Genomic DNA, 24,798 nt, shown 5'->3' on the forward strand with positions numbered 1-24,798 from the left:
TTGTCGTGCGAGGTGCGCAGTCGCCGTCGCGTCCAAGGAGTTGGCCCGCGTGGGGGCAGAAGCCAAAAAAGAACTTGGAACGCAAAATCCCCTTCAACCAGGATTTGTCGAGAGCGAACGCGTGTCATCCAGACTGGCCGACATGGCGCATGTAGAGCCGTACGAAGCCCGCTACGAGCCGGGGCCCGACGAGCTTCGCGTCCTTTACCGGAGGGAAGCCCAGGCGAAGCGAAGACTGGAAGCCCGGCCTGGGCTTTGGATCGCCGTGGCCATCTATCTCCTGTTTTCGGCAACGGATCTGCTGCTGATCCCGGACGTGGCGGCCTATACGATCATGGCGCGCTTCGCCGTCGGCGTGACCGCGCTGTCGATCCTGGAGGCGCAACTTCGCCGGGGAGTGGCCACGGAATGGCTCGACGTGACTTGCGCCGGGGCCATCATTTTCGGCTATATCGGCTGGTTGTTCCCGGCCTTTATGAGCGCGGACAAGGAAAGCGTCGCCTACTATATGGTATTCGGCACCATTTTCATGATGAGTGCGAATCTATTCTTTACATTCAGTTTTAATTTATCGATCGTGACATCAACCATCATTATGTGTGTCTTGTATGTCGTGAATTACTTTGTGCCTGCCACGGTAACATACAAGATGGTATTTGGCGCCTTCTACGTTTCGTGCTTCACATTCACGTCCTATGTGAACTGGAAGCTGAACGAGGAGCGCTACAACGTCTTCCTGAACGCGCTGGAGGCCAAAATCCAGCACAAGGAAGCCACCGAACGCGGCAAGGCCCTGCTGCGGCTGTCGCGGACCGATCCGCTTACGGGTCTGGAGAATCGACGGGCGATCGACGAAAAGCTCAGGGACTACTGGGGGGAGTGGCAAAGGGTCGGCACCAGTTTCGTGGCGATGCTCATCGACGTGGACTTCTTCAAGAAGTTCAATGACTGCTACGGCCACCAGGAAGGCGACCGTTGCCTTATCCATGTCGCCAATGCCCTCCGGGATATGATCAGGGAATACAATGGCTCGATCGGCCGCTACGGCGGTGAAGAATTCATCGTCCTGGCCCGCATGGAGAACAAGGATCAGATCATAGATATCGCGGAAGCCATCTGCCGCACCGTCGAGAATCTGGCGCTTACCCACGAACTGCGGCGCGACGGTATCTCGGTTGTGACGGTAAGCGTTGGCGCCGCATTCACCAGGAGGCAGACCGGTGCCAAGCTGGAGAAGATCATCCACGAGGCCGATCGCGCACTCTATCTGGCAAAGGCAGGCGGTCGAAACTGTGCCCGGCTGTTCGACCCAACCGATCCCCAGAGCAGCGACGAGAGCGAGAACATTGCGGCTTTGCTGAAGATCGCGATCGGCCAGGATCTCGTTTCACTCGTCTATCAACCGATCCAGGATGTCGCGACGGACCGGGTTGAAGCGGTGGAGGCCCTGATGCGCCTCAAAATGCTGGACGGCACATCGGTTCCGCCGAGCCTGTTCATCCCTGTAGCGGAGCGAACCGGCGCCATCCTGGAACTCGGGCGCTGGGCCATCAGGACTGTGTGCGCCGAGCTCCTGGCGCACGATCATGTGCGCGTGGTCAGCGTCAACGTCTCTCCGATCCAGCTCAAGACGCCCGGCTTCGCGGCGTCGGTCGCGACCATCCTGGGCGAGACCGGCGTAACCGGCAACAGGCTGGCCTTCGAGATCACCGAGGGGCTGGAGATGGAGATGCATTCGGACATTCTTCGCTGCATCAGCGACCTGAAGCTGCTGGGGATCAAGATCTGGCTTGATGATTTCGGCACCGGCTTCGCTGGCCTCTCGTGGCTTCGCCTGATCGATTTCGATACGGTGAAGATCGACCGCTCCTTCCTTCACGACTGCGCCACCCCGAACGGCAAGGCAATGCTCCAGGACATTGTCGCCCTGGTCCGAAACCGCGGCCACAAAATCCTGGTCGAAGGGGTGGAAACGGACGAGCAGATGGCTCTCATGCGCGAATTCGGCATCGACAAGGTCCAGGGTTTTCATGTCGGCCGTCCCGCTCCGGCCGGGAGTTTCCAGGCCAAGCGGACCGTCAAGCGCCCATTCACCGTGCTGAAATCCGCCTGATCAGGCTTGGCTCAGGTCCCGCCGACCCGCACGGCGGGCCGTCGATTTGATCCTCGCCCCGCACAATCCATCCTTCGGGACGGCTGCCAGGCGCGGGTGTGGCTAACGATCGCTCGTCAACGCCGCGCACAGCGGCTGGATCTCTCGGTTCAGGCATCGAGTTCGGCCAGCGTCCGGTCGGGGTCTCATTCGAGCGTTGCAGTGGACGGGCAGCTTGCGGCGGCGGTCGGGTCGACCTGGATCTGTCGCTCGTCGGCCTGGCGTCCGAGAATGGCGACGCCCTTGGCCGGAACCGCGCATCTGCCGAACCACTGAAGGGCGCTGCGGCGCAAACTCAATCTCCCTATTCCGCCAGTTTTGAAATCTTCTCGCTCATTTAATTCTACAAAATCGGTAGTCTTAATGAATAAGGACCGCGAGGAGAGCCCGATGACGAACAAGCTGGTGGTGGGAATATCCGGCAACCTGACCCGCCCATCGAAGACCAAGGCCTTTATCAGCCATATCGCCGGCGAGGCGGCGAACCGCATCGGGGCGACCTCGGCTATATACGACATTGAAAATCTCGGTCCGTCGCTGCCGGCGGCAAGGCGCCTCGGCGATCTCGATCCTGCGGCCCGCGCCATCATCGAACAACTGGTCGGCGCCGACGTGCTGGTCGCGGGGTCGCCGACCTTCAAAGGCAGCTATACCGGGCTCTTCAAGCATTTGTTCGATCTGCTCGATCCGTCGTCGCTGCGCGGAAAACCGGTCATCCTTGCCGCGACGGGGGGCGGCGAACGCCACTCGCTGATCGTCGAACATCAGCTGCGGCCGCTGTTCGGTTTTTTCGAGGCGCTGACCGTGCCGACCGCGATCTACGCATCGGACAGGGATTTCGCCGACGGCGTCCTGGTGTCGGAGGCCATCCATGCCCGCGCCCGGCAGGCGGTTGCCGAGGTTTCCCGCGTCGTCGGGACGGCACGCAGCGTCGGCCTCGCCGCCTGAACTCCAAATGGTTTTCGAACAAAGGGACCCAGCCATGACCATCAAATCAAGACAGATCAAGCTCGGCGCCTTTCTACCCGGTGGCGGCCAGCATGTCGCCGCCTGGCGCCATCCCGACGCTCCGGCCGACGGCGCGACCAATTTCGAGTTTCACAAGCAGCTCGCGCTGACCGCCGAACGGGGCCTGTTCGATGCCTATTTCCTCGCCGACAACCTGACGGTCGGGCTTGGCGCCCGCGAAGGCGGCAACGCCAAGATCGCGGGTTTCGAACCGGTGACGTTGTTTGCGGCGCTGGCGCCGCTGACGACGCATCTCGGATTCATCGCCACGGCCTCGACCACCTATGAGGAGCCCTACACGCTTGCCCGTAAATTCGCCTCGCTCGACCTCTTGTCGAATGGCCGGGCAGGCTGGAACGTCGTCACCTCGGCGGGCGACGACACGGCGCGCAACTTCAACCGCGACATCCAGCCCAACCATGCCGAGCGCTACGCACGAGCGCATGAGCATGTCGAGACGGTCAAGGCGCTGTGGGACAGCTGGGAGGACGACGCCTTTATCCGCGACAAGAAAACGGGCCGCTTCTACGACAAGGACAAGCTTCACGACATCGACCACAAGGGTGAGCATTTCAGTGTCAAAGGGCCGCTCAACGTGCCCCGCCCGGTGCAGGGCCACCCCGTGGTCGTGCAGGCGGGCCAGTCCGAGGATGGGCGCAAGCTCGCGGCCGCCTCGGCCGAGGTCATCTTCACCGCGCATCAGAACCTTGCCTCCGCGCAGGAATTCTATCGCGACATCAAGGCCCGCGTGGCGGCGGCCGGCCGCGATCCCGAACAGGTGCTGATCATGCCGGGCGTGGCGCCCTTTGTCGGCCGCACCGAAGAAGAGGCGCGAGCCAAGTATCAGCAATTGAACGACCTGATCCTGCCCGAGGACGGCGTCGCGCTGCTCAACGGACTTGCCGGGCAGACGCTCGATCTCAGGGGCTATCCGCTCGACGGACCGCTGCCGCCGAGCCGCGAAACCGAAGGCATGAAGAGCCGCCAGGCGCTGATCCGCCAGATCGCCGACGAGCACAACTTCTCCATCCGCCAGCTCTATCAATGGGTCGCGACCGCACGAGGCCACTACACCGTGATCGGCAGCGCCATTCAGGTCGCCGACCAGCTGGAGGAATGGTTCAGCAACGAAGCCGCCGACGGGTTCAACATCCTGCCGCCATGGCTGCCCGGCGCGCTAGACGATTTCGTCGACCTGGTGGTCCCCGAATTACAGCGGCGCGGCCTGTTTCGTACCGCTTACGAGGGCAGGACGCTGCGCGAGCATCTTGGCCTCAAGCGGCCGCAGAACCCCTGGACGGTTGCCCGTTCGACCGTGCTCGCCGCCGAATGATGCGTTGAAGCGAAAGGCATGACGATGACTTTGCAGCACATTGAACGGCCGACGGGCATCGGCGCGCATGAAAACGGCAACGGGCTCGGCGCCGATATTCTGAGCCTGGCTGGCCGAACCCTCACGCGTCTGCTGTCGCGCTATGGCGTGCTTTGGGGTTCCTGGCGCTTTGGCAGGCGGCGGCGAGCGGCGGCTGGGTCAATGCCGCGGTGTTGCCGCCGATCGACATGATCGTCGTAGCGCTCTGGAAGGGCCTCGCCGGGGGCAGCCTGCTCGGCGACATCGCCATCAGCCTGCAGCGCGCCGGCCTCGCCTTCGCCGCGGCGGCTACGGTCGCCATCCCGCTCGGCCTCGTCATGGGTCAGACCCGCAGCGTCGAGACGGCGCTCGATCCGATCCTGCAACTGTTCCGGCAGACCTCGGCCCTGGCGCTCTATCCCGTCTTCATCCTGCTTCTGGGGCTAGGCGAAGCCTCCAAAGTGTTCGTCATCTTCTGGGCAACGCTGTTTCCACTGCTGCTCAACACGATCAGCGGCGTCAAGGAGGTCGATCCGAAGCTGCTCGAAATGGCGCGCGTCTACGGCGCCCGGCGGCTGACCATATTCCGGCGCGTCGTGCTGCCGGGCGCCGTGCCTTCGATCTTCGTCGGGTTGAGGCTCGGCGCGACCACCGCGCTGCTGCTGCTGATTGCCTCGGAAATGATCGGCGCCAACAAAGGCATCGGCTTCCAGGTGATGAACGCGCAGTATAATTTCCAGATCCCGCTGATGTTCGCGTCCATCCTCATCCTGGCCGCGCTCGGCCTGATCGCGAACCAGGTGCTGGTCAGCCTGCAGCGGCGGCTTTGCCGCTGGAGCAGTTCCGCCGGCTGAACAGCCGCCCCATCATCGTCATTTTTGAAAAGTGAAAGGCCGGATCATGACCATCACACGCCGCTCGCTGCTTCTGCGCGCCCCTCTTGCCGCCGGCATCATCGCCGTCGGGCTACCATCGATCGCGCGCTCGCAGGCCGCTTCCGTCACGATACGCTATCTCGCCAGCCGCGGCAGCATCTCGCCGCATGAGCTTGCCGACCAACTCGGCTACTTCAAGGGCCTCGGCATCGAGCTCGAGAATGTCGGCTATGCCGGCGGCGGCCCGGAATCGCTGTTTGCGCTCGCCTCCGGCAGCGTCGACCTGGGTTCGGCCGCCACGCCGGCCGTGATCAACTCGATCGCCGGCGGCAACGACTTCGTCGCCGCCTATCCGAGCAACGGCATCAACAGCCAGGTCAAAAGTGTTTTCTATGTGCTGGAGGACAGCCCGATCAGGTCGATCGCGGACGTCGCCGGCAAGACGATCTCGGTCAACACGCTCGGCGCCCATCTCGACTACGCGGTGCGTGAAGCGCTGCACAGCGTCGGCCTGCCGCCGGACGCCGCCAAGCTCGTCGTGGTGCCCGGGCCGCAACTCGAGCAGACGTTGCGCTCGCATCAGGTCGATGTCGCCGGGCTCGGCTACTGGCAGGCGACTTTCGCCGGTGCCCTGGTGGCCAATGGCGGTGTGCGCGGCGTGTTCAACGACGCCGACGTGCTGGGCGAGATCGCTGGCGGCTTCGTCGTGCTGCGGCGGGATTTCATCGTCGCCAATCGCGACGCCGCCAAGAACTTCGTCGAACAGTCCGCGCGTGCGGCCGACTGGTCGCGACAGAATCCCGACGAGGCGCGCAAGGTGCTGGCCGAAATCCTCGACAAACGCGGCGAGAACGGCGAGCTGGCGCGCTACTGGACGGGTTTCGGCCTGCGTGAGAAGGCGGTGGCGACCGACCGCGACATCGACTTCTGGGTGGCTGTGCTCGAGCGCGACGGCCGCCTGCCGAAAGGCAAGCTCAAGGCTGCCGACATCCTCTACCGACCAGGCGAAAGCAAGACCAATTGAGCAAGGAGGCACCCAGCATGGCCACCGCACGCGGCGAGGTCACGATCCGCGACCTGTCGAAGTCCTTTGCGCTCGGCGGGCGCTCGCTCGCCGTGCTGCGTTCGCTCAATCTCGACATCCGCTCCGGCGAGTGCCTGGTCATTGTCGGCGCCAGCGGATCGGGCAAGACGACATTGCTGCGCATCCTTGCCGGGTTAGAGATCGCCGATGAAGGCGCCGTTGCGATCGACGGCAAGCAAATAAAAGGCGTCGGCGCGGAGCGGGCGGTGATCTTCCAGGAACCGCGCTTGCTGCCGTGGCTGAGCGTGCTTAGCAATGTCGCCTTCGGCCTCGAAGTTCGCGGCGTGCCCAAGGCGCAGGCCGAGCAGAGGGCGCGCTTCTACATAGCATTGGTCGGTCTTGCCGAGTTCAGCGATGCCTACCCGCGGCAGCTTTCGGGCGGCATGGCGCAACGCGTCGGCATCGCCCGGGCGCTGACGGTGCAGCCCGAGATCCTGCTGCTCGATGAGCCGCTCGGCGCCCTCGACGCCATGACCAAGATCTCCATGCAGGAGGAACTGGCGCGCATCTGGAGCGAGGAAAACGTCACCATGGTCATGGTCACCCACGATCTGGAGGAGGCGATCTATCTCGCCGACAGAGTGCTGATCCTGCCCAAGGAGAAAGGCGGCGCGGCGCGTCTGATCACCGTCGACCTGCCGCGCCCCCGTGATCGCAGCGAAAGCCGCTTCGTGCGCCACCGTGAGGAGCTGCTGCGCGAATTCGGCCTGCACTGAGGCCTCGACGCGGTCGCACGTGTCGAGGCGCTTTCCCAGGCTAGGCCTTCCGTGCTTCCTTCATATTGGGCAGGAACACCGTCAACAGGCCCAGGAACGGCAAATACGAACAGATCTGGAAGACGAAGTCGATGCCCTTCATGTCAGCGACGATACCGAGCACGGCGGCGGCGATACCGCCGACGCCGAAGGCGAAGCCGAAGAAGATGCCGGCGATCATGCCGACGCGGCCCGGCACCAGTTCCTGCGCGAAGACGACGATGTTGGAGAAGGCCGACGACAGGATCAGGCCGATCAGCACCGTCAGCACCATCGTCCATTCCATGTTGGCGTAGGGCAGCGCCAGCGTGAAGGGCAGCACGCCGACGATGGAGAACCAGATCATCGCCTTCTGTCCGTAGCGGTCGCCGAAGGGACCGCCGAGCAGGATGCCCAGCGCCGAGGCGCCGAGGAACAGGAACAGCATGACCTGCGACATCTGCACCGAAACGCCGAACTTATGGATGGCGTAGAAGGTGTAGTAGCTGGATAGGCTGGCGATGTAGGCGTTCTTGGTCAGCACCAGCAGCGTCAGCACGGCCAGGGCCCCCATCACCTTGCGGCGCGGGAAGGGCGAGACGAAACTGGACGTCTTGCGGTTCGCCTGTGTGGCGCGCAAGCGGCTGTACCACCCGCCGACCTGCCACAACACGACGATGCCGATAAGCGAGCCGACGGCGAACCATGAAATGCTGGTCTGGCCGAAAGGCACGACGATAAATGCCGCCAGCAGCGGTCCCATGGACTGGCCGAAATTGCCACCGACCTGGAACAGCGACTGCGCCAGGCCGAAGCGGCCGCCTGAGGCGAAGCGGGCGATGCGCGAGGATTCCGGATGGAAGATCGCCGAGCCGATGCCGATCAGCGAAGCGCCGATCAGGAGCAGCGTGTAGTGGCCGGCATAGGCAAGCACGATCAGGCCGATCAGCGAAGAGGCCATGCCGTAGGGCAGGGAATAGGGCATTGGCCGCTTGTCGGTGATCATGCCGATCACCGGCTGCAGCAACGACGCAGTCACCTGGAAGGTGAAGGTCAGAAGGCCGATCTGCCAGAAATCGAGGCCGTAATTCTCCTTCAACAGGGGATAGATGGCCGATAGCAGCGACTGCATGATGTCGTTGATGCAATGGCAAAAACTCACCGCCAGGATGACGGTGAAGGCCGTCGCCTGGGCTGAAGCATGGCTGGCGGTCGCGGGAGGGGCGACGGCTGTCGTATCGGTCAAGGCAGGCTCCGTAGTCTCTTTGGCGGGCATACCCGCGGGCAAGCTGGCGGACGCTCCTGCGGCCGCCTTGGGAACGGATGGCTTATAGGCCGCTTGCGGGACGACTTCTTTCGTGGTTTGGTCCAATAGTTTCGCAAGTGGGCCATAGCTTATGCCGCATGGCAGGGAAATTTTTCACGCTGGCAATGCCGACCTCGAGCAGTTGCACGAGCGTCGCTGGCTATGGCTGGAGCAAGTGGCCGGGCCGGCGGTGGCGTTGCCGACCGAATATCCCGACGGCTACCATGTGCCGCGGCACCGCCACAGCCGCAGCCAGTTGCTGCATGCGCTGGTCGGCGTCGTGCTGGTGACGACGCGGCACGGGCGCTGGATGGTGCCGCCCGATCACGCCATGTGGATCCCCGCGGGCACCGAGCATTCCGTCGAGATGCTGGGCGATGTCTCGATGCGCTCGGTCTATGTCATGCCGGGAGCGATCCCCGGACTGCCGGAAGGCTTGCGCGTCGTCGGCGTCACCGACCTGATGCACAGCCTGATCGTTGAATCGGAAAAACTGCCGCAAGGCGGCGTGCTGGAAGGGCGTGGCGGGCTGATCATGAATCTCCTGCTGCACGAAATTCCGACTTTGCCGGAGCGGCCGCTTGGCCTGCCGTTCCCCTCCGATCCCAGGCTGGCGGCGCTGTGCCGGCGTTTCGTGGCGGCACCGTCGCCGCGCGCGACGATCGACGAGTGGGCGGACGCCGCCGGCATGAGCCGACGCTCCTTCACGCGCGCCTTTCATCGCCAGACCGGACTGTCGCTGTCGACATGGCGCCAGCAAGCATGCCTGTTCGCGGCGCTGCCGAGGCTCGCCGATGGGGAGCCGATCACCCGGGTGGCGCTCGATCTCGGCTATGACAGCGTGCCGGCCTTCATCACCATGTTCAAGCGCATGCTGGGCGCCTCGCCGCGCGGCTATATGCGCGGTGCGCGAGATGCCGGCGAAAACCCGCGGCGCATAGGCGGTCCGATCGCCGCTTGAGGCATGCCGATGGCATCAAGCTGATGCGCCAACCTTCGGTCTAAGGTCCATTTGCAGGAGCACTGATTGCACGTTGTAATCGGTTTTGCTGCGCTACGCGCCCGCCGGGATCGACAATTAGTCGAACAGGCTCGACACCGATTCCTCGGTTGCCGTGCGCGAGATGGCTTCGCCCATCAGGTCGGCGATCGAGATGACGCGGATATTGGGGGCGTCGAGCACGCCCTGGGTCGGCTGGATGGAATCGGTGATCACCAGTTCCTGCAGCTTGGAGCCACTGATGCGGGTGACCGCGCCGCCCGACAGCACACCATGAGTGATATAGGCGGTGACGCTGGTGGCGCCGTTGGCCAGCAGCGCATCGGCGGCGTTGCACAGCGTGCCGCCGGAATCGACGATGTCGTCGATCAGCAGGCAGTCCTTGCCGGCGACCGCGCCGATGATGTTCATGACCTCCGATTCGCCGGGACGCTCGCGGCGTTTGTCGACGATGGCGAGCTGTGCGTCGAAGCGCTTGGCCAGCGCGCGTGCACGCACCACGCCACCAATGTCGGGCGACACCACGACGACGTTGCCGAGCTGCTTGTATTTCGCCTTCACATCGCGGGCCATGACCGGCACCGAGAACAGATTGTCGGTCGGAATATCGAAGAAGCCCTGGATCTGGCCGGCGTGGAGGTCGAGCGTGAGCACGCGGTCGACCCCGGCGCGGGTGATCATGTTGGCGACCAGCTTGGCCGAGATCGGCGTGCGGCCGGAGGCGCGGCGGTCCTGCCTGGCATAGCCGAAATAGGGGATCACCGCCGTGATGCGCTTGGCCGACGAGCGCATGAAGGCGTCGATCATGATGAGCAGTTCCATCAGGTGATCGTTGGTCGGAAAGGAAGTCGACTGCAGGATGAAGACATCCTCGCCGCGCACGTTTTCCTGGATCTCGACGAAGATTTCCTGGTCGGCGAAGCGCCTGACGCTGGCCTTGCCCAGCGGGATGTTGAGATAGCGGGCGACCGCCTCGGCCAGCACCCTGTTGGAATTGCCCGCGAAGAGTTTCATGCACCGTTCCTGGTGGAGGATGGAGAGCCCCAACAGACTCGCCTACGCCCTTTAACCGGGCTTTTAGCGGCCCGCGCGGCTATTGCAAGCACCGTGATTGGAAATCCGCCGGCTAATCCTGGGAAATGTTCGCGCCATCGCGTATGGGCAACACCGGGCAGCGGACCCGGCGCCGCTGCTCCTTCCCCTTGTTCAAGCATCGGATTTCCCCGCGGCCGTTTCCATTCGGGTCCGATGGTCTAGCCCGCCTTGCCGCCGAGCCATGCCGCGAACTGGTCGATGGTCTGGTCGGCGATCGCCTGCATGGTGGCTGGCGCCACCGCTTTCCAACTGTCGCCGCCCCCGCTGGCGCCGGAATTGGCCGAAGCCGCCTTCTGCTGGCCGTTGATGCGATGCAGGCGGTTGCCCGAGGGATCGTAGACGTCCCACACATAGATGACGGTGGTGTCCTTGCCTTCGGAGATCACCGAGAAATAGCCTTTGAGCACATGGGTCGCGGTCTGGTCGGCGCTGCCGGCCAGCGTGATGCCGCGCTGCCTAGCGCGCGTCTGCAACTCCGCCGTCAGCGGCGTCGCCGCTTCCACCGAAGCGCCGACGATCGGCGCGATCTGCAGGCGCGTCCTGGCAAGGATTGCGGCGGTCTGTGCGGGCGTGGCTGACGTCGTGGTCGTTGCTGGAGCGCCCGCCGTGGTCGTGGCAGGGCCAGCGGGCGCCGGGGTGGCGGCGCTGCCCTGGGCTGCCGGCGTGGCCGGCGCCGCGGCCGTGGGCGGGGTGATGGCGGAGGGTTCGAGGACGTCTTTTGCGTTGGTGCAGGCGGCGAGCGCCAGGACCACGAGCAATGACACGGTCGTCAGCTGCGATCGTCTCATTTGCCTTCTAACTCCTTGGCGAAGAACGCCTCCCATCGTGGATTCACTGTACGATCAAGTCGAGATCATGGCGGGAAAGCGGCTTCGGCTGTGATTCGGTCGTGAGATAGGTGCGGCCAAGCGTCATCGCCGTCTCGGTTTCGGAATCCATGATGATCATGTGGGCGAACAACGTCATGTTCGGCGCGATCGGCTCGGGATTGCCCTGGTAGAACATCGGCATGTCCATCCAGGACGGGGTGAAGCGGGCGCCGACCGAATAGCCGCAGGCATTCAGCCGATGCTTGGTCAGTCCACGTGCCTCCATGACACGGGCATGCGCGTCGAATACGTCGCCGAAACTGTTGCCCGGCGTCATCGCCTTCTCGACCGCCAGCAGCGCGGCACGGGCCGCGTCGAACAAGTCCTGGTGACGCTTCGAGGCCTTGCCGGTCAGCACCGTGCGCATCATCGGCGCATGATAGTGATGAAACACTCCCGCCCATTCGAGCGTCAACTGGTCGTTCTTGGTGAGCTTGCGGCGACCGGCCTTGTAGCGGCACAGCAGCGCGTCGACGCCGGAGCCGATGATGAATTCGTTGGCCGGATAGTCGCCGCCGCCGGCAAAGATCGCGCCTTGCATGGCGGCAAGGATCAGCGCCTCGTCACCGCCCTGCTTGATCAGCGGCAAGGCCGCATCCAGCGCGTCGTCGGCCAGGTTCGCCGCCTTCTCGGCCTTGGCGATCTCGGCCGGGCTCTTGAACAGGCGCAGCCGACCGACGATGCCGGACGCATCGGCGATCTGGCCGAAGGTCTGCAGCTGCTCGTCGAGGCGGCGGCCATTATAGGCGGTCAGCCCATGAGTGTCGTATTCGACCCCGATGCGGGCGCCGAGCAGGTCGAGCTCGTTCAGCAGATTGCGCAGGTCGACGGCCGGATTGGCGCCATCGCGATCGGTCCACAGCACGATGTTGTCGATGATCGAGGTGTGGCGCGCCTGACGCAGGTCGGCCGAGCGGGTCAGCAACACCATGGACCCGTCGGCTTTCACCACCAGGCACTGGAAGAAGCAGAAACCGAACGTGTCGTAGCCGGTCAGCCAATACATGCTTTCCTGCGCGAAGAGCAGGATGGCGTCGAGCTTCTTCTCGGCCATCTCGATCACCAGCCGGTCGCGGCGCGCGTCGAATTCGGATCGTTCAAAATGCAGCGCCATTATTCACTCTCCAAAACGATTGCCGATATCTGCCGGCCGTAATCGGGTTCCTTGCGGTGCGTCGTGCGCCGGTAGGAGTAAAACAGATCTTCCTCGGTATAGGTGCAGCGGCCGAGACCTTGCGCGGTCACACCCGCCCTGTCGAGCCGGTCCACCGTGTAGCGGTTGAGGTCGAACATCGAATGACCGGGATTCGCCGAAGGCGCGAAATATCTGTCATTTTCGCCATCGGCCTCGACGAAGCGGGCGACGAATTCAGGCCCGACCTCGTAGTTTTCCGGGCCGATCGAGGGGCCGAGCACGGCGACGATGTTTTCACGCCTGGCGCCGAGACTTTCCATGGCGGCAATGGTGTTCTCGAGCACCCCCGTGAAGGCGCCTTTCCAGCCGGCATGCGCCGCGCCGATGATACGCGCCGCGGCATCCGCGAACAGCACAGGGCCGCAATCGGCGGTCGAGGCGCCGATGGCGATGCCCGGCCGGTCGGTGACGATGGCGTCGGCCTTGGGACGCTCGCCTGCAAAGGGTCCCCTGGCGACGACGACATCAGGCGAATGGATTTGCCAGGCGGTCAGGAGATGGTCCGCCGGCACGCCCATCCAGGCGGCGACACGGCGGCGGTTCTCGGCGACCAGCGCCTGGTCGTCATCCGAGCCGGTGCCGATGTTGAGGCCCTGATAGATGCCGGTCGAGACGCCGCCGACGCGGGTGAAATAACCGTGGCGGATGCCTTGTGCCTGCGCCAGGTCCAGCAGCGGCGACCGCACGGGATCCAGTTTGGTCTGATTCAGCATGTGGGCGTTGTTGTCCGTGTGGGCGGTTTCGTCAAGAAAAAGTCCGAAGCGAGACGGCCGGCGTTCAGCCGCTCTTTTACCGGACGGGAGATTGGGAGGGGTGACGGTGAAAAGTCAATCCGGCGTGGCGAAGGGGCAACGCAACCAATCCGGGGTAACGGTTCCTTCGCCGCTGCGCGGTGAGGGAGCATTGAACGGAAAAACCCGCCTGTGCGGCGGGTCCCTGGCGCAACTCAGCACCATAACCAAATATCTACCATAGTTGCCTTCACCCTGTCAAGAAAAAATTCCTATCATGAGAAGTTGCCGGCCATGAAAAGCTACCGACACAACCGGACTGGCCGTCGTCACGCCTTGTCAATCCGAGCTCGGAGCCTGGGCAAAGGGGCGAACGGCAACGCCGCGCGGCACTATGGCAAGCACCTTGAACAGGTCGCCCATGGCCTGCGGCCCGGCGAGGCGTTCGACATCGCCAGCGATCTTGTCGCGAGCCGCCTGGCTGGCATCGGCGCCAAGCCGGCCGGCGCGCTCCAGAATGCCCAGGCCGAGCAGGAAATCGCCCTGCGTCGACAGATGGGCGTCGAGACCATGCGCGCGCACCACCCCGGCAAGGGCGGCGAAATCGACATGGGAGGTGAGATCGGCTTCGCCGGGATTGGCCAGCACATCTTCGTGATCATGACGACGCAAGGCCTGCAACGTGTCGCCGACACCCGGCCGCAGATGGCCATAGTCGACAAACAGGCCGGAGCCGCCGTGAGCCGCTATGCGCTCGGCGATGGTCGCCATCAGGGCGCTGCGCGCCGGCGCCACTTCGACGATCGCGCCTTGCGGCGCCTCGCCGGCATCGGCGGGCAGCAGCGTCGGGTCGAGCGAGCCGGCGCCGGCGAAGAAGCAAAGATTGTCAGCGCCGTCGAGGCCGATCACGCGCTCGCGCCAGCCGGTGCCGGTGCGGACGAACTGGCGGATGGGGATGGCGTCGAACAATTCGTTGCCGACGATGAAAAGCGGCTGTGGCGGCAGCGTGTCGATGGTCTCGTGCCAGCGAATGGAGAACGGTGTGGCGCCGAGCGTCTGTTTCTGCACCTCGGTCAGGCGCGGGCTGGTCTCGATCATGGCGAACGCAGCGTCGTTGGCCAGTGCCGGTTCGAGCCGCGACAGGGTGCGCAGCACGTCCTTCATCAGCGTGCCGCGGCCGGGGCCGATCTCGCCGATGGTGACCGGCGTCGGCCGGCCGACCGCTAGCCAGGCCTGGTAGAGCCAGACGGCGACGAGCTCGCCGAACATCTGGCTGATCTCCGGCGCGGTGATAAAATCGCCGGCGGCGCCGAACGGTTCGCGCGTGGTGTAGTAGCCCGCCTCGGGATCGAACAGGCACAATGCCATGTATTCGTTGACGGGGATCGGCCCCGTCGCCTCGATCAGATCGACGATGCGTGCCTTCAGCCGCGTCATGTCGCCTGCGGCCGTGACTGTGGCACCGGCTTGGCTGTCGTCATCGCCCAAATGCCGGCCAGCACCATCGGCGAGGACAGGATCATACCCATGGTGAGCCAGTTGGTGCCAAGGAGATAGCCGAGCTGCTGGTCGGGCTCGCGGAAGAATTCGACTGCTATGCGCGACAGGCCATAGCCGCAGATGAAGGCGCCGCCGACGAAGCGCGGCGTCTTCAGCTTGAGGCGCGAATGGGTGAGGAAGCGCAGCACGAGAAAGAGCACCAGGCCTTCAAGCAGGGCCTCGTAAAGCTGGCTCGGATGGCGGGTAAACGGCCCGCCATTGGGAAACTCGATCGCCCATGGCACGTCGGTTGGCCGGCCCCAGAGCTCGGAGTTGATGAAGTTGGCGACGCGCACGAGGCCAAGACCGACCGGCACGCCAGCGGCCACGACGTCGAACAGCGACCAGGTGCGGATGCCGCGCTTGATCGAAAACAGCGTCATGGCGAGGATGACGCCGAGCAGCCCGCCATGGAACGACATGCCGCCCTGCCAGACGGCGAAGATGTCGAGCGGATGCGCGATATAGCGCGGCAGGTCATAGAACAGCACGTAGCCGGTGCGCCCGCCCAGCACGACGCCGATGGCCGCCCAGATGATGAAATCATCGAGGTCCTCCGGCTTCATCGGCAGGATGCCGTCGGGCCAGAGTTTCGGATTGGCGGCGAGCCGCTTGGCGTACCACCAGGCGAACAGGATGCCGACGATGTAGCCGACGCCGTACCAGTGCACCGCCAGCGGCCCGATCTGAATCAGCACCGGGTCGATGTTGGGAAAGGGCAACGAGGCCAGCGGCAGCAGGAAATATTCGTTCAACGGGGAGCTCTCGGTTGCGTTTGGCGCGGACCATGCGGCAGGGTTTTGGCGGGGTCAAGGCAAGGTGGTCGGCGTCAAAGATCGGATCGGATCACCGCTTGCAGGCCCATCGCGCCGTGCGGGCGGTGAGCTCAATCCCTTGGCTTGGCGGCCACCAACTGCCGCAACGCGTCGTTGATCCTGTCCTGCCAGCCGGGGCCATCTTCCTGGAAATGATCGAGCACGGCCCGGTCGATCCGGATCGAAACAAGCTCGCGGACGTTCGGCGCGGCCGAAGCTTCGCGAATTGGCGGTGCCGGCTTCTTCACCGGTTTGAAGGCAGCTTCGGCGGCTGCCATCGGATTGGTCGGTCGGCGCGGAGGGGTTGCCATTGGTGACCTGACTGAAGTGTGCTTGAGGCAATACGAGACGAGAACACAATAGGCGAGCTTGCGCCCTCAAGTACAGCTCTGGCGCCGTTCGGGAGCTTCTTACAGGAATGGCACTGCCATGCGCCACAGCAACGCAGATGGAACGGCAACCCTCAACGTTCTTGCATTCGGCGCGCGGCACTACTAACTCAATTTCAGCAACCGAGGATTTGCCATGTCGACCGGACCGAACCGCATTCTCGACGAATTCGCCAAGCTGATGACCGATGCCGCGGGCGCCGCGCAGGGCGTGCGGCGCGAGGTGGAGACCGCCTTCAAGGGACAGGCCGAACGCATCCTGAATTCGATGGACGTGGTGCAGCGCGAGGAGTTCGAGGCCGCGCGCGAGATGGCCGCCAAGGCCAGGGAAGAGAATGCTCGCCTTGCCGACCGCATCGAGGCGCTTGAGGCCAGGCTTGCCGAACTGACCGGGCAGGCCACACCTGCGGCTTCCGCAAAGCCCAGGCCGAAAAAATAATTCGTTAAACTTTTCCACAAAGCACCAGCCTGAAAAGCGCTTTGCCGTGAATCGCTTACCGGCATTGCGTGACTCTGTGTGACAGCGCCTTTCCACATGCGAATGACGCAGCGCGAAAAATTGGGCTGTTCACGCGACTCCCGATCAATAGACTGAATTTGTTGCATGATTCGGAGCAGGGTCATGCGCCGGGCGGTGGGGTCCGGTCTGGGGTCTTTGCGTCGAGAAGTCCTGGCCGTCCGAGTTCTAGATCAGATTGTTCGTCGTGTGTGCCCCGCGGAGCGTGTGGCGCTCCCCTGAACACAGGAAGCATTCCATGGAACTTCTCGAACTCGAATTCTCCCGCGAAATCCATCCGGTGGATGTCATTGAGCAGGTGGCCCACAACAATGACTGGTCCTTCGAACGGGCCGGCGACGACGAAATCTCGATCTCGGTCGCCGGAAGCTGGACCGACTATCACGTCTCCTTCTCGTGGATGGAGGATTTCGAGGCGCTGCATCTGGCCTGTGCCTTCGACATCAAGGTGCCGGAGGCGCGCGCGCTGGAAGTGATGCGGCTGTTGTCGCTGATCAACGAACAGATGCTGTTCGGCCATTTCGACCTGTGGGAGCAGGAAGGCGCGATCATGTTCCGCCAGTCGCTGCTTCTGGCCGGCGGGGTCGAGCCTTCGAGCCAGCAGGTGGAGGTGCTGCTGTCGTCGGCGCTGGAGGCCTGCGAATGCTACTTCCAGGCGTTCCAGTTCGTCGTCTGGTCCGGCACATCGGCCAAGGACGCGCTGGCCGGGGTGCTGTTCGAGACTTTCGGCAACGCCTGACCAAGATGCCTTCGACATGAGTTCAAGCAGCGAGCGCAAGCCCGAGATCAGTTTCGCCGATTTCGATCGTGTCGACATCCGTGCCGGCACGATCATCGAGGCCGAACCGTTTCCGCAGGCGCGCAAGCCGGCGTTCAAGCTCAAGATCGATTTCGGCCCCGAGATCGGGGTGAAGAAATCGTCGGCGCAGATCACCAAATATTATACGCCCGAGACGCTGATCGGCCGGCAGGTGTTCGCGGTGGTCAATTTTCCGCCGCGCCAGATCGGGCCATTCATGTCGGAAGTGCTGACGCTCGGCTTTCCCGACGAGGAGGGCGCCGTGGTGCTCGGCGCCATCGAGCGCAAGGTGCCGGACGGCGGGCGGCTGTTTTAGCCGAGAGGGAGCGTCAGGCGGCCAGCTTCCGCGTCGTGCCCAGCGCCTCCTGGACCGTATCGAGAAACATTTCCGCGCAGGCTTTCCAGCTGTAGCGCATAGCGCGTTCTCGCGCCTGGGCGCGGTCGACATCGAGGGCGGCGAGCGATGCCGCGCGCAGGTCGTTGGAGACCGCGCCGCCGAAGCCGTCGCCGACGATGTCGATCGGTCCCGTGACCGGAAAGGCGGCGACCGGCGTGCCGCTGGCCAGCGCTTCGATGATGACGTTGCCGAAGGTGTCGGTGCGGCTCGGAAAGACGAAAACGTCGGCCGAGGCGTAGATTTCGGCCAGTTCATCGTTGGGGCGGTGGCCAAGAAAATGCGCGGCGGGGTAGCGCGCCTTGAGCTTCGCCAGTTCCGGGCCCTCGCCGACAATCACCTTGCTGCCGGGCAGGTCGAGATCGAGGAAGGCGGAGAGGTTCTTCTCGATGGCGACGCGGCCGACACAGAGGAACAACGGGCCGGGGAAGCCGAGATCCTTCCTCTTGTCGGGCCGGAAATGATCGGTGTCGACGCCGCGCGTCCATGGCCTCAGCTTGTTGAAGCCGCGCGCTGCAAGATCATCCGCCAGCGACTGCGTCGCGACCAGCGTGCCTTGGCCGGAATTGTGGAAATCGCGCAGCCAGCGATAGGCCCAGCTTTCCGGCACCGGCAGCCGGGCGCTGAGATATTCAGGAAAGCGTGTGTGGTAGCTGGTGGTAAACGGCCGGCCGGCATTGCGGCAGTAGCGCCGCGCCATGATGCCGAGCGGACCTTCGGTGACGATGTGGATGTGGTCTGCCTTGTAGGCCTCGATCAGGCGCGCGACATGACCTGGCGTGGTCAACGCCAGGCGGATATCGGGATAGGTCGGCAAGGGCAAAGTGCGAAAGATGTTGGGCGTCAGGAAATCCACCGCGACATCGAACGATTTCAGTGTTTCGGTGAGCCGCTCCAGCGTGTGGACGACGCCATTGACCTGTGGGCGCCAGGCGTCGGTGACCATCAATATGCGCATGACGGGCCTTTGCTCGAAAGGTCGGCGGTTGCCTCGGCCCGATGCCCGGACGGCGACCAGCCTGCTGCCCTCGCTTCGCTCCAGCACACCCGGGCGGGTACGGGATCGAAGTCAGACGGCGGGCTCGAATCAAGTGAGGTCGCGCGCTTCATGCGCGCTCTTCAGCATGGTTTCATGACGCGCCAATGAAATCGGCCGAACATGACCTCGTCCGGAAACGGTTTCCGCTTCCCGCGATTGAATCCCTGTCAGGCCGGAACCTTGATCACGGCGCGCAAGCCGCCGAGCGGGCTGACGTCGAGCGTGATGTCGCCGCCATGGCTGCGGGCGATGTCGCGGGCGATCGACAGGCCGAGGCCAGTGCCGCTGGCATCGAGATTGCGGGCCTCGTCGAGCCGCATGAAGGGTTTGAACACCTCTTCGCGCTTTTCGGCCGGAATGCCTGGACCGTCATCGTCGATGGTGACGACGAGCGAGCCGCGGCCATGATTGGCGGCCACTTCCACCGTCTTGGCGTAGCGGAAGGCGTTGCCGATGACATTCGACATCAGCCTGGCGAAGGCGTTCGGCCGCACATGCACGGTCGGATCGCCGGAAAGCGTCGTCGACAATTTGCATTTGCGCAACCGAGCTTCCTCGCTCAGCTTCTGGAAATAGGCTTCGAGATCGAAGCGCCCGGTGTCTTCCGAGGCCTCGCCGCGGGCGAAGGCAAGATAGCCTTCGAGCATCGACTGCATGTCGTCGATGTCCTGGTTGAGCGCGGCCTTGGTCTCGGCCTTGCCGCCCGCCAGCGCCAGCTGCAGCTTGAAGCGGGTGAGGATGGTCCTGAGGTCATGGCTGACGCCGGTGAGCATGGCGGTGCGCTGTTCGATCTGGCGCTCGATGCGCTCGCGCATCTGGATGAAGGCAAAACCGGCGCGGCGGACCTCCTCCGCGCCGCGCGGGCGGAAATCACGCGGCATCGGCCGGCCCTTGCCGAAGCTTTCGGCGGCTTCGGCCAGCGTCAGGATCGGCCGGATCTGGTTGCGCAGGAAGGGGATGGCGATCATCAGCAGCACCAGCGAGGTACCGACCATCCAGATCAGGAAGATGTGCGTGTTCGAAGCATAGGCCTGGCTGCGGCGCACGAAGACGCGCAACACCTTGCCTTCGAGCTGGACGCGCACCTCGATGATGTTGGAGTTGCCGACCGTATCGATCCAGAACGGCCGGTTGATCTGGCGGGTGATCTCGGCGGAGAGAACGTCGTCGAGGATGGAGAAGAACGGCTTTGGCCCGGGCGGCGGCAGCGGGTCGGGCGGCAGGAGGTCGACCTTCAACTGCATGCGGTCCTGGGCGATGCGGATGATGTTGGCGTAGTCGGCGTCGTGCGGATAGGTCTCGATCAGGTCGATGATGGCGGCGATGTCGCGCACGGTCGCCTGCGACAGGCGCTGCGTAACGGTCGCCCAATGCCGCTCCATGAAGACGAAGGCGACCACCGATTGCAGCAGGATCATCGGCGCGATGACGATGATCAGCGAGCGCGCGTAGAGGCGCTTGGGCATGTAGAGCGAAACGAGGCGCCAGAACCGGTTCCAGACGCGCGGAACCCTCTTGAGCAGCCGGGTGGAGCGCGTGCTCAAGCCGTCAGATTCCGGCTGTTCCAGTTCCGTGGTCGCCATTCACCTTTCGCTCGCTCCGTGGCCGTCAGGCAGGCCGAAGGCGGTAGTCTATTCGACGCTGAGCCGATACCCAATACCGCGGACCGTCTGCAGCCAGACCGGATTGGAGGGATCGCGCTCGATCTTGCGGCGCAGCCGATTGATCTGGACGTCGATGGTGCGCTCGCCGACATCCGATTCGTCGCCGACCAGTTCGTGGCGCGGGATGGTTTCGCCGGCGCGCGCGGCGAATATCGCCAGTATCTCCTGCTCGCGATCGGTCAGCTTCAGCGCCTCGCCGCCACGCTTCAATTCGCGCCTGGCGATCTGGAACGTGTAGGGGCCGAAGACGAGCTGCTCCACCTTGGGCGTGGTCGCAGGGCCGCCGCGGCGCAGGATGTTGTTTATGCGCAGGATCAATTCGCGCGGATCGAAGGGCTTTGGCAGGTAATCGTCGGCGCCGGCCTCCAGGCCGGTGATGCGGCTGTCGGTTTCCGATAGCGCCGTCAGCATCAGGATCGGCACGTTCTTCTCGGCCCGCAGCGCCTTGGTCAGGTCGACGCCGTTTTCGCCGGGCATCATCACATCCAGCACAAGAAGATCGAAGTCGAGGCCGGCGAGCTTGCGCCGGGCCTCGCCCGAATTGCCGGCGACGGTGACGCGAAAACCGTTTTCGGTCAGATATTGCTTGAGCAGGTTGCGGATGCGGGTGTCGTCATCGACCACAAGCAGATGCGGCGCATCGTCGTCCGGTGCGGCCGCGTGATCAGCGCGTTCAGTGCTCTCCATGGCTTTTCCCTGACATTTTTGCGGACCCAACGTCGATCTGGGCTCTCAGTTCCGGATTGACCATTGCTTCGAGGAAGCGTTCCACCTGGGTCCGTTCGGCGGCTCCGGAATCTTCCAATGCAGCATGGATGCGGCGCGACTGTGGCCGTGCCAGCGCCAGCGCCAGCGCGCGGCCCTTGGCGGTCGGATACAGTTCGCGCTGGCGACGATCGCGCGGCCCTTGCAACTGCACGACATGGTCGGTGTCGATCAGCTGCTTCAGCACGCGCGCCAGGCTCTGCTTGGTGATCTTCAAGACATCGAGCAGTTCGGCGACCGTCAGGCCCGGCCTGCGGTTGACGAAATGCAGCACCCTGTGGTGGGCGCGGCCGAAGCCATAGTCGGCCAGGATCTGATCGGGATCCGAGGTGAAATCGCGATAGGCGAAGAAAAACAGCTCGATGAGGGCGAAATCAATGCCATCCTCGATTGACATCGCGGTCCTGATCGGCGTCCCGGCTGCTCGGCTTCGATCCGTCATCTTTTCTCCATGAGTAGGGAAGATTATGTCAGTACTATTGACGTAATTTCCCTGCAATGGTAATTTTTGACAAGGTTTTGGGCGGATTGCGAACGAAAAGGCAAGACAGGCCGGGTTTTCCGGAACTTCCTGAGTTTGCCAGAGCACGATTATCCGCCTACCTTTCCAGACAGCGGCAGGCGCCCCAACCAGTTGGCGCGGCCGACAAGAGCACGCAACGAACAACGATATGCGGGCTGCCGCCCGCGGGAGGTTACCATGGCATCCGTTCCCTTTGATCAACTGGACGGCTTCATCTGGATGAATGGCGAGTTCGTGCAATGGGGCGAGGCCAAGATCCATGTGCTGACCCACGGCCTGCACTATGCCAGCGCGGTGTTCGAGGGCGAGCGGGCCTATGGCGGCGAGATCTTCAAGCTCAACGAGCATACCGAGCGCCTGCATGAATCGGCGCGGCTGCTCGGCTTCAAGATCCCCTATTCGGTGGCCGAGCTCAACGACGCCTCCGGCACCCTGCTGAAGAAGCAGGGCTTCAAGGATGCCTATGTCAGGCCGATCGCCTGGCGCGGCAGCGAGCAGATGGGCGTTTCGGCGCAGAACAACCGCATCAATTGCGCCATCGCCATCTGGCAGTGGCCTAGCTACTTCGATCCGGCGCAGAAGCTGAAAGGCATACGTCTCGATATGGCTGAGTGGCGCCGGCCCGACCCGCGCACGGCGCCGTCCAAATCGAAGGCTGCAGGCCTCTATATGATCTGCACCATGTCCAAGCATGCCGCCGAGGCCAAGGGCTATGCCGACGCCATGATGCTCGACTGGCGCGGCCAGGTCGCGGAAGCCACCGGCGCCAACATCTTCTTCGTCAAGGACGGCAGGATCCACACGCCAAAGCCGGACTGCTTCCTCGACGGCATCACCCGCCGCACGGTCATCGGCCTCGCCAAGGACCGCGGCCTGGAGGTGGTGGAGCGCGCCATCATGCCGGAAGAACTCGAGGGCTTCGAGCAGTGCTTCCTGACTGGAACGGCAGCGGAAGTGACCCCGGTTTCGGAGATCGGGCCGTACCGATTCGAGGTCGGCGAGATCGCCAAGACTCTGATGAATGACTATTCTGCGGCCGTTCAGCCGAAGCACGCGATCGCCGCAGAATAACGAAAGTCACAGCTTTTCGCGCAAGCAGGGGCGGTTTTCGGGCCGCCCCTTTTATTTCAGCGTTTCTGCATTTGACTTTCGCCGAATTCAGCGTCTCCATGATGGTGTCGGCCCGGGAGGCTGGCAGCTATGGAGGGACTGGTAAGATGGACATGAATACGCTTCTTCCGATCATCGTTCAGATCATTACAGGCATCATCGGTGGTCAGGCGGTCGGCGCGGCGATCAAGACGGCGGCGCTGGGGCAGCTTCCCAAGATCCTGGGCGGCGCCATTGGCGGCGTCGGCGGCGCGGCGATCCTCGGCAGCCTGCTCGGCGGCACAGTCGATCCGGCAGCGGCTGCGGCAGCGACGAGTGGTCTGGGCAGCGCGCTCAACCTGCAGAACATCGTCGGCGGCGCCGGCGGCGGCGCGATCCTGACCGGCATTATCGGCGCGGTCATGGGCGCCATGAAGAAGTAAGCCTGCGATCTCGGGCTGGCCAAATGGGCGGCTTCGGCCGCCCATTTCTGTTTCCAGAGCGCGCCGCATGAATGCGTTTCGACGCGACGCGCTTTGGAACGACCGATCCCAAGGGTGGACGCCCTTCGCTCGCGCCTCTACATCACGGCGTGAACATCGAAAGGACGATCATGGGTCAGCTCAATGCCGGCATCGTGCCGGTCACGCCTTTCCAGCAGAATTGCACGATCCTGTTCGACATGGACGACAAGCACGGTGTCGTCGTCGATCCGGGCGGCGATATCGACAAGGTGCTGGCGGCGCTGAAGGACAATGCGATATCGGCCGGCGCGATCTGGATCACGCATGGTCATATCGACCATGCCGGCGGCGCGATGGAGTTGAAGGAAGCGCTCGGTGTCGAGATCATCGGCCCGCACGAGGCCGACAGGATGTTGCTCGACAATCTTGAGAACCAGGGCGAGCGCTATGGCATTGCCGGCGTGCGCAACTGCGTGCCCGACCGGTTTCTCACCGAAGGCGAGACGGTCTCGTTCGGCTCGCATCTCTTCGAGGTGCTGCATTGCCCCGGCCACGCGCCCGGCCATGTCGTCTATTACAACCGCGCGGCCAAATTCGCCCATGTCGGGGACGTGCTGTTTCGCGGCTCGATCGGGCGCACCGACCTGCCGGGCGGCGATCATGCGGCACTCATCGCCTCGATCAAGGACAAGCTTTTGCCGCTCGGCGACGACATCGGCTTCATCTGCGGCCACGGTCCGGGCGGGCGTTTCGGCGAGGAGCGGCGGAGCAATCCGTTTTTGACGTGAAGCGCGTCGCGCCGAAGCCGGTGCCGGCTTGACAAAAAAGCGCCGGCCTTGCGGTCAGCGCTTTTGTTGAGGCAGGGAAGCCCTTGATCAGTTAGCGGTGCAGAAATGCTGCTCGCCGTCATTGCCGGTGAAGGTGCCGGTGCGGGCGTTGAAGGTGCGGTACCGGTCGGAGCAATAGTCGTACCAGCCGCGCGTCCACGGTTCGGCATAGCGGTCGGCGTAGACCACTTGCGGTTCGGCATAGTAGCGGCGGACCGGCGCCGGGCGAATCCGCACATCGCGATCGTAATAGCCATCATCGTAGTAGTCGCGGGGCGGCGGCTGCTGGTTGGCCAACGCACCGCCGATCAGCGCGCCGGCCGCGAGGCCGAGGACGCCGGCGGCAATGGCATCGCCATGGTCATGATGGTGGCGGTGACGCCAATCGCCCGCATTGGCCGCGGGCAAGGCCGCGAACGTGGTGGCAACCACTGCGGCGGACAGCACGGCTGTCTTGAAAATTCGGTTCATGTCGATCTCCTTCGTGCCGGCCCGTAAGAATTCCGGGGATGCGGTCCGGCTTTACGAAAGATTAATATGAGACCGTGGCTGAACGGGGGCTGAACGAATTTTT

At 63.7% G+C, this 24,798-nt stretch carries 26 protein-coding genes and 1 pseudogene; 13 read left to right on the plus strand and 14 right to left on the minus strand.

The features are described 5' to 3' along the window. The first annotated feature begins 142 nt into the window (after nucleotides 1-142). On the plus strand, nucleotides 143-2,113 hold the full coding sequence (locus FJ940_RS15525) for an EAL domain-containing protein (RefSeq protein WP_140657166.1): 1,971 nt from the start codon (nucleotides 143-145) through the stop codon (nucleotides 2,111-2,113). Between the two features lie 185 nt (nucleotides 2,114-2,298). Here FJ940_RS15525 and FJ940_RS28485 read toward each other — a convergent pair whose 3' ends face one another. Further along, nucleotides 2,299-2,445 (minus strand): hypothetical protein, encoded by a 147-nt coding sequence (locus tag FJ940_RS28485; protein WP_181168390.1) that lies wholly within the window; start codon nucleotides 2,443-2,445, stop codon nucleotides 2,299-2,301. 97 nt (nucleotides 2,446-2,542) lie between these two features. On the opposite strand from FJ940_RS28485, the gene msuE reads away from it, so the two are divergent. The 5 genes and pseudogenes from msuE (at nucleotide 2,543) to FJ940_RS15550 (ending at nucleotide 7,186) form a co-directional block, all read left to right on the plus strand. Beyond that, nucleotides 2,543-3,100: an FMN reductase gene (gene msuE, locus FJ940_RS15530; protein ID WP_140524906.1), complete on the plus strand. Its 558-nt coding sequence runs from the start codon at nucleotides 2,543-2,545 to the stop codon at nucleotides 3,098-3,100. Between the two features lie 34 nt (nucleotides 3,101-3,134). Further along, nucleotides 3,135-4,493, plus strand: a complete 1,359-nt coding sequence (locus tag FJ940_RS15535) for an LLM class flavin-dependent oxidoreductase (RefSeq protein WP_140524905.1) — start codon at nucleotides 3,135-3,137, stop codon at nucleotides 4,491-4,493. Nucleotides 4,494-4,517: 24 nt separating this feature from the next. After that, nucleotides 4,518-5,365: pseudogene (locus FJ940_RS15540) on the plus strand (ABC transporter permease). Between the two features lie 46 nt (nucleotides 5,366-5,411). Next, the gene (locus FJ940_RS15545; protein WP_140657079.1) at nucleotides 5,412-6,410 is read left to right on the plus strand and encodes an ABC transporter substrate-binding protein; all 999 of its coding nucleotides are present in this window, start codon (nucleotides 5,412-5,414) and stop codon (nucleotides 6,408-6,410) included. A gap of 17 nt (nucleotides 6,411-6,427) precedes the next feature. Further along, nucleotides 6,428-7,186 (plus strand): ABC transporter ATP-binding protein, encoded by a 759-nt coding sequence (locus tag FJ940_RS15550; RefSeq protein ID WP_140516892.1) that lies wholly within the window; start codon nucleotides 6,428-6,430, stop codon nucleotides 7,184-7,186. A 40-nt stretch (nucleotides 7,187-7,226) separates the two neighbouring features. Here the strand turns inward: FJ940_RS15550 and FJ940_RS15555 are convergent, their stop codons facing one another. Continuing rightward, nucleotides 7,227-8,450, minus strand: a complete 1,224-nt coding sequence (locus tag FJ940_RS15555) for an MFS transporter (protein ID WP_140666080.1) — start codon at nucleotides 8,448-8,450, stop codon at nucleotides 7,227-7,229. A 151-nt stretch (nucleotides 8,451-8,601) separates the two neighbouring features. Between FJ940_RS15555 and FJ940_RS15560 the strand changes: the two genes are divergently transcribed. After that, the gene (locus FJ940_RS15560; RefSeq protein ID WP_140496018.1) at nucleotides 8,602-9,471 is read left to right on the plus strand and encodes a helix-turn-helix transcriptional regulator; all 870 of its coding nucleotides are present in this window, start codon (nucleotides 8,602-8,604) and stop codon (nucleotides 9,469-9,471) included. A 117-nt stretch (nucleotides 9,472-9,588) separates the two neighbouring features. On the opposite strand, the gene FJ940_RS15565 is transcribed toward FJ940_RS15560, so the two are convergent. The 7 genes from FJ940_RS15565 to FJ940_RS15595 form a co-directional block, all read right to left on the minus strand. After that, nucleotides 9,589-10,524, minus strand: a complete 936-nt coding sequence (locus FJ940_RS15565) for a ribose-phosphate pyrophosphokinase (protein ID WP_140496017.1) — start codon at nucleotides 10,522-10,524, stop codon at nucleotides 9,589-9,591. Nucleotides 10,525-10,763: 239 nt separating this feature from the next. Continuing rightward, nucleotides 10,764-11,393, minus strand: coding sequence for a hypothetical protein (locus FJ940_RS15570; protein ID WP_140657083.1), 630 nt, complete (start codon nucleotides 11,391-11,393; stop codon nucleotides 10,764-10,766). Nucleotides 11,394-11,436: 43 nt separating this feature from the next. Beyond that, nucleotides 11,437-12,588, minus strand: coding sequence for a Xaa-Pro peptidase family protein (locus tag FJ940_RS15575; RefSeq protein ID WP_140516886.1), 1,152 nt, complete (start codon nucleotides 12,586-12,588; stop codon nucleotides 11,437-11,439). After that, complete coding sequence (pgeF, locus tag FJ940_RS15580) at nucleotides 12,588-13,382, minus strand: peptidoglycan editing factor PgeF (protein ID WP_140556078.1); 795 nt, start codon at nucleotides 13,380-13,382, stop codon at nucleotides 12,588-12,590. The genes FJ940_RS15575 and pgeF overlap by 1 nt, the downstream gene beginning before the upstream one ends. 357 nt (nucleotides 13,383-13,739) lie before the next feature. Beyond that, the gene (locus FJ940_RS15585) at nucleotides 13,740-14,837 is read right to left on the minus strand and encodes a class I SAM-dependent methyltransferase (RefSeq protein WP_140657085.1); all 1,098 of its coding nucleotides are present in this window, start codon (nucleotides 14,835-14,837) and stop codon (nucleotides 13,740-13,742) included. Further along, nucleotides 14,834-15,694, minus strand: a complete 861-nt coding sequence (gene lgt / locus FJ940_RS15590) for a prolipoprotein diacylglyceryl transferase (protein ID WP_140496012.1) — start codon at nucleotides 15,692-15,694, stop codon at nucleotides 14,834-14,836. The genes FJ940_RS15585 and lgt overlap by 4 nt, the downstream gene beginning before the upstream one ends. Before the next feature lie 131 nt (nucleotides 15,695-15,825). After that, nucleotides 15,826-16,065, minus strand: coding sequence for a BrnA antitoxin family protein (locus FJ940_RS15595; RefSeq protein ID WP_031250360.1), 240 nt, complete (start codon nucleotides 16,063-16,065; stop codon nucleotides 15,826-15,828). A gap of 214 nt (nucleotides 16,066-16,279) precedes the next feature. On the opposite strand from FJ940_RS15595, the gene FJ940_RS15600 reads away from it, so the two are divergent. From FJ940_RS15600 to FJ940_RS15610, 3 genes are all read left to right on the plus strand, one after another. After that, on the plus strand, nucleotides 16,280-16,582 hold the full coding sequence (locus tag FJ940_RS15600) for an accessory factor UbiK family protein (protein WP_140496011.1): 303 nt from the start codon (nucleotides 16,280-16,282) through the stop codon (nucleotides 16,580-16,582). Nucleotides 16,583-16,898: 316 nt separating this feature from the next. Then, nucleotides 16,899-17,399: a YbjN domain-containing protein gene (locus FJ940_RS15605; protein ID WP_127855850.1), complete on the plus strand. Its 501-nt coding sequence runs from the start codon at nucleotides 16,899-16,901 to the stop codon at nucleotides 17,397-17,399. A 16-nt stretch (nucleotides 17,400-17,415) separates the two neighbouring features. Further along, nucleotides 17,416-17,775 (plus strand): tRNA-binding protein, encoded by a 360-nt coding sequence (locus FJ940_RS15610; protein ID WP_140496010.1) that lies wholly within the window; start codon nucleotides 17,416-17,418, stop codon nucleotides 17,773-17,775. A 13-nt stretch (nucleotides 17,776-17,788) separates the two neighbouring features. Here the strand turns inward: FJ940_RS15610 and FJ940_RS15615 are convergent, their stop codons facing one another. From FJ940_RS15615 to FJ940_RS15630, 4 genes are all read right to left on the minus strand, one after another. Further along, nucleotides 17,789-18,811: a glycosyltransferase family 1 protein gene (locus FJ940_RS15615; RefSeq protein ID WP_140496009.1), complete on the minus strand. Its 1,023-nt coding sequence runs from the start codon at nucleotides 18,809-18,811 to the stop codon at nucleotides 17,789-17,791. Nucleotides 18,812-19,059: 248 nt separating this feature from the next. Beyond that, nucleotides 19,060-20,475, minus strand: a complete 1,416-nt coding sequence (locus FJ940_RS15620; RefSeq protein ID WP_140567059.1) for an ATP-binding protein — start codon at nucleotides 20,473-20,475, stop codon at nucleotides 19,060-19,062. Nucleotides 20,476-20,523: 48 nt separating this feature from the next. Then, nucleotides 20,524-21,243, minus strand: coding sequence for a response regulator transcription factor (locus FJ940_RS15625; protein WP_140496007.1), 720 nt, complete (start codon nucleotides 21,241-21,243; stop codon nucleotides 20,524-20,526). Then, nucleotides 21,230-21,763 (minus strand): MarR family transcriptional regulator, encoded by a 534-nt coding sequence (locus tag FJ940_RS15630; RefSeq protein ID WP_181165219.1) that lies wholly within the window; start codon nucleotides 21,761-21,763, stop codon nucleotides 21,230-21,232. The genes FJ940_RS15625 and FJ940_RS15630 overlap by 14 nt, the downstream gene beginning before the upstream one ends. A 258-nt stretch (nucleotides 21,764-22,021) precedes the next feature. Between FJ940_RS15630 and FJ940_RS15635 the strand changes: the two genes are divergently transcribed. From FJ940_RS15635 to FJ940_RS15645, 3 genes are all read left to right on the plus strand, one after another. After that, complete coding sequence (locus tag FJ940_RS15635) at nucleotides 22,022-22,915, plus strand: branched-chain amino acid aminotransferase (RefSeq protein WP_140657087.1); 894 nt, start codon at nucleotides 22,022-22,024, stop codon at nucleotides 22,913-22,915. 146 nt (nucleotides 22,916-23,061) lie between these two features. Beyond that, on the plus strand, nucleotides 23,062-23,376 hold the full coding sequence (locus tag FJ940_RS15640) for a hypothetical protein (protein WP_140496005.1): 315 nt from the start codon (nucleotides 23,062-23,064) through the stop codon (nucleotides 23,374-23,376). Nucleotides 23,377-23,546: 170 nt separating this feature from the next. Next, the gene (locus FJ940_RS15645; RefSeq protein ID WP_140496004.1) at nucleotides 23,547-24,185 is read left to right on the plus strand and encodes an MBL fold metallo-hydrolase; all 639 of its coding nucleotides are present in this window, start codon (nucleotides 23,547-23,549) and stop codon (nucleotides 24,183-24,185) included. 87 nt (nucleotides 24,186-24,272) lie between these two features. Here FJ940_RS15645 and FJ940_RS15650 read toward each other — a convergent pair whose 3' ends face one another. Beyond that, the gene (locus FJ940_RS15650; protein ID WP_140516874.1) at nucleotides 24,273-24,695 is read right to left on the minus strand and encodes a BA14K family protein; all 423 of its coding nucleotides are present in this window, start codon (nucleotides 24,693-24,695) and stop codon (nucleotides 24,273-24,275) included. Nucleotides 24,696-24,798 lie beyond the last annotated feature (103 nt).

Source organism: Mesorhizobium sp. B2-3-7, assembly GCF_006442695.1.
In the GTDB taxonomy this organism is placed as follows: domain Bacteria; phylum Pseudomonadota; class Alphaproteobacteria; order Rhizobiales; family Rhizobiaceae; genus Mesorhizobium.

Excerpts from the sequence above, each read along its gene's own strand:
- FJ940_RS15650 (WP_140516874.1), bottom strand. The coding sequence starts at position 24,695 with ATGAACCGAATTTTCAAGACAGCCGTGCTGTCCGCCGCAGTGGTTGCC.
- FJ940_RS15630 (WP_181165219.1), bottom strand. The coding sequence starts at position 21,763 with ATGACGGATCGAAGCCGAGCAGCCGGGACGCCGATCAGGACCGCGATG.
- FJ940_RS15620 (WP_140567059.1), bottom strand. The coding sequence starts at position 20,475 with ATGGCGACCACGGAACTGGAACAGCCGGAATCTGACGGCTTGAGCACG.
- FJ940_RS15575 (WP_140516886.1), bottom strand. The coding sequence starts at position 12,588 with ATGGCGCTGCATTTTGAACGATCCGAATTCGACGCGCGCCGCGACCGG.
- FJ940_RS15605 (WP_127855850.1), top strand. The coding sequence starts at position 16,899 with ATGGAACTTCTCGAACTCGAATTCTCCCGCGAAATCCATCCGGTGGAT.
- FJ940_RS15525 (WP_140657166.1), top strand. The coding sequence starts at position 143 with ATGGCGCATGTAGAGCCGTACGAAGCCCGCTACGAGCCGGGGCCCGAC.
- FJ940_RS15595 (WP_031250360.1), bottom strand. The coding sequence starts at position 16,065 with ATGGCAACCCCTCCGCGCCGACCGACCAATCCGATGGCAGCCGCCGAA.
- msuE (WP_140524906.1), top strand. The coding sequence starts at position 2,543 with ATGACGAACAAGCTGGTGGTGGGAATATCCGGCAACCTGACCCGCCCA.
- FJ940_RS15565 (WP_140496017.1), bottom strand. The coding sequence starts at position 10,524 with ATGAAACTCTTCGCGGGCAATTCCAACAGGGTGCTGGCCGAGGCGGTC.
- FJ940_RS15585 (WP_140657085.1), bottom strand. The coding sequence starts at position 14,837 with ATGACGCGGCTGAAGGCACGCATCGTCGATCTGATCGAGGCGACGGGG.
- FJ940_RS15610 (WP_140496010.1), top strand. The coding sequence starts at position 17,416 with ATGAGTTCAAGCAGCGAGCGCAAGCCCGAGATCAGTTTCGCCGATTTC.
- FJ940_RS15625 (WP_140496007.1), bottom strand. The coding sequence starts at position 21,243 with ATGGAGAGCACTGAACGCGCTGATCACGCGGCCGCACCGGACGACGAT.
- FJ940_RS15640 (WP_140496005.1), top strand. The coding sequence starts at position 23,062 with ATGGACATGAATACGCTTCTTCCGATCATCGTTCAGATCATTACAGGC.
- FJ940_RS15570 (WP_140657083.1), bottom strand. The coding sequence starts at position 11,393 with ATGAGACGATCGCAGCTGACGACCGTGTCATTGCTCGTGGTCCTGGCG.
- FJ940_RS15535 (WP_140524905.1), top strand. The coding sequence starts at position 3,135 with ATGACCATCAAATCAAGACAGATCAAGCTCGGCGCCTTTCTACCCGGT.
- FJ940_RS15645 (WP_140496004.1), top strand. The coding sequence starts at position 23,547 with ATGGGTCAGCTCAATGCCGGCATCGTGCCGGTCACGCCTTTCCAGCAG.
- FJ940_RS15635 (WP_140657087.1), top strand. The coding sequence starts at position 22,022 with ATGGCATCCGTTCCCTTTGATCAACTGGACGGCTTCATCTGGATGAAT.
- FJ940_RS15560 (WP_140496018.1), top strand. The coding sequence starts at position 8,602 with ATGCCGCATGGCAGGGAAATTTTTCACGCTGGCAATGCCGACCTCGAG.
- FJ940_RS15600 (WP_140496011.1), top strand. The coding sequence starts at position 16,280 with ATGTCGACCGGACCGAACCGCATTCTCGACGAATTCGCCAAGCTGATG.
- FJ940_RS15545 (WP_140657079.1), top strand. The coding sequence starts at position 5,412 with ATGACCATCACACGCCGCTCGCTGCTTCTGCGCGCCCCTCTTGCCGCC.
- FJ940_RS15550 (WP_140516892.1), top strand. The coding sequence starts at position 6,428 with ATGGCCACCGCACGCGGCGAGGTCACGATCCGCGACCTGTCGAAGTCC.
- pgeF (WP_140556078.1), bottom strand. The coding sequence starts at position 13,382 with ATGCTGAATCAGACCAAACTGGATCCCGTGCGGTCGCCGCTGCTGGAC.
- FJ940_RS15615 (WP_140496009.1), bottom strand. The coding sequence starts at position 18,811 with ATGCGCATATTGATGGTCACCGACGCCTGGCGCCCACAGGTCAATGGC.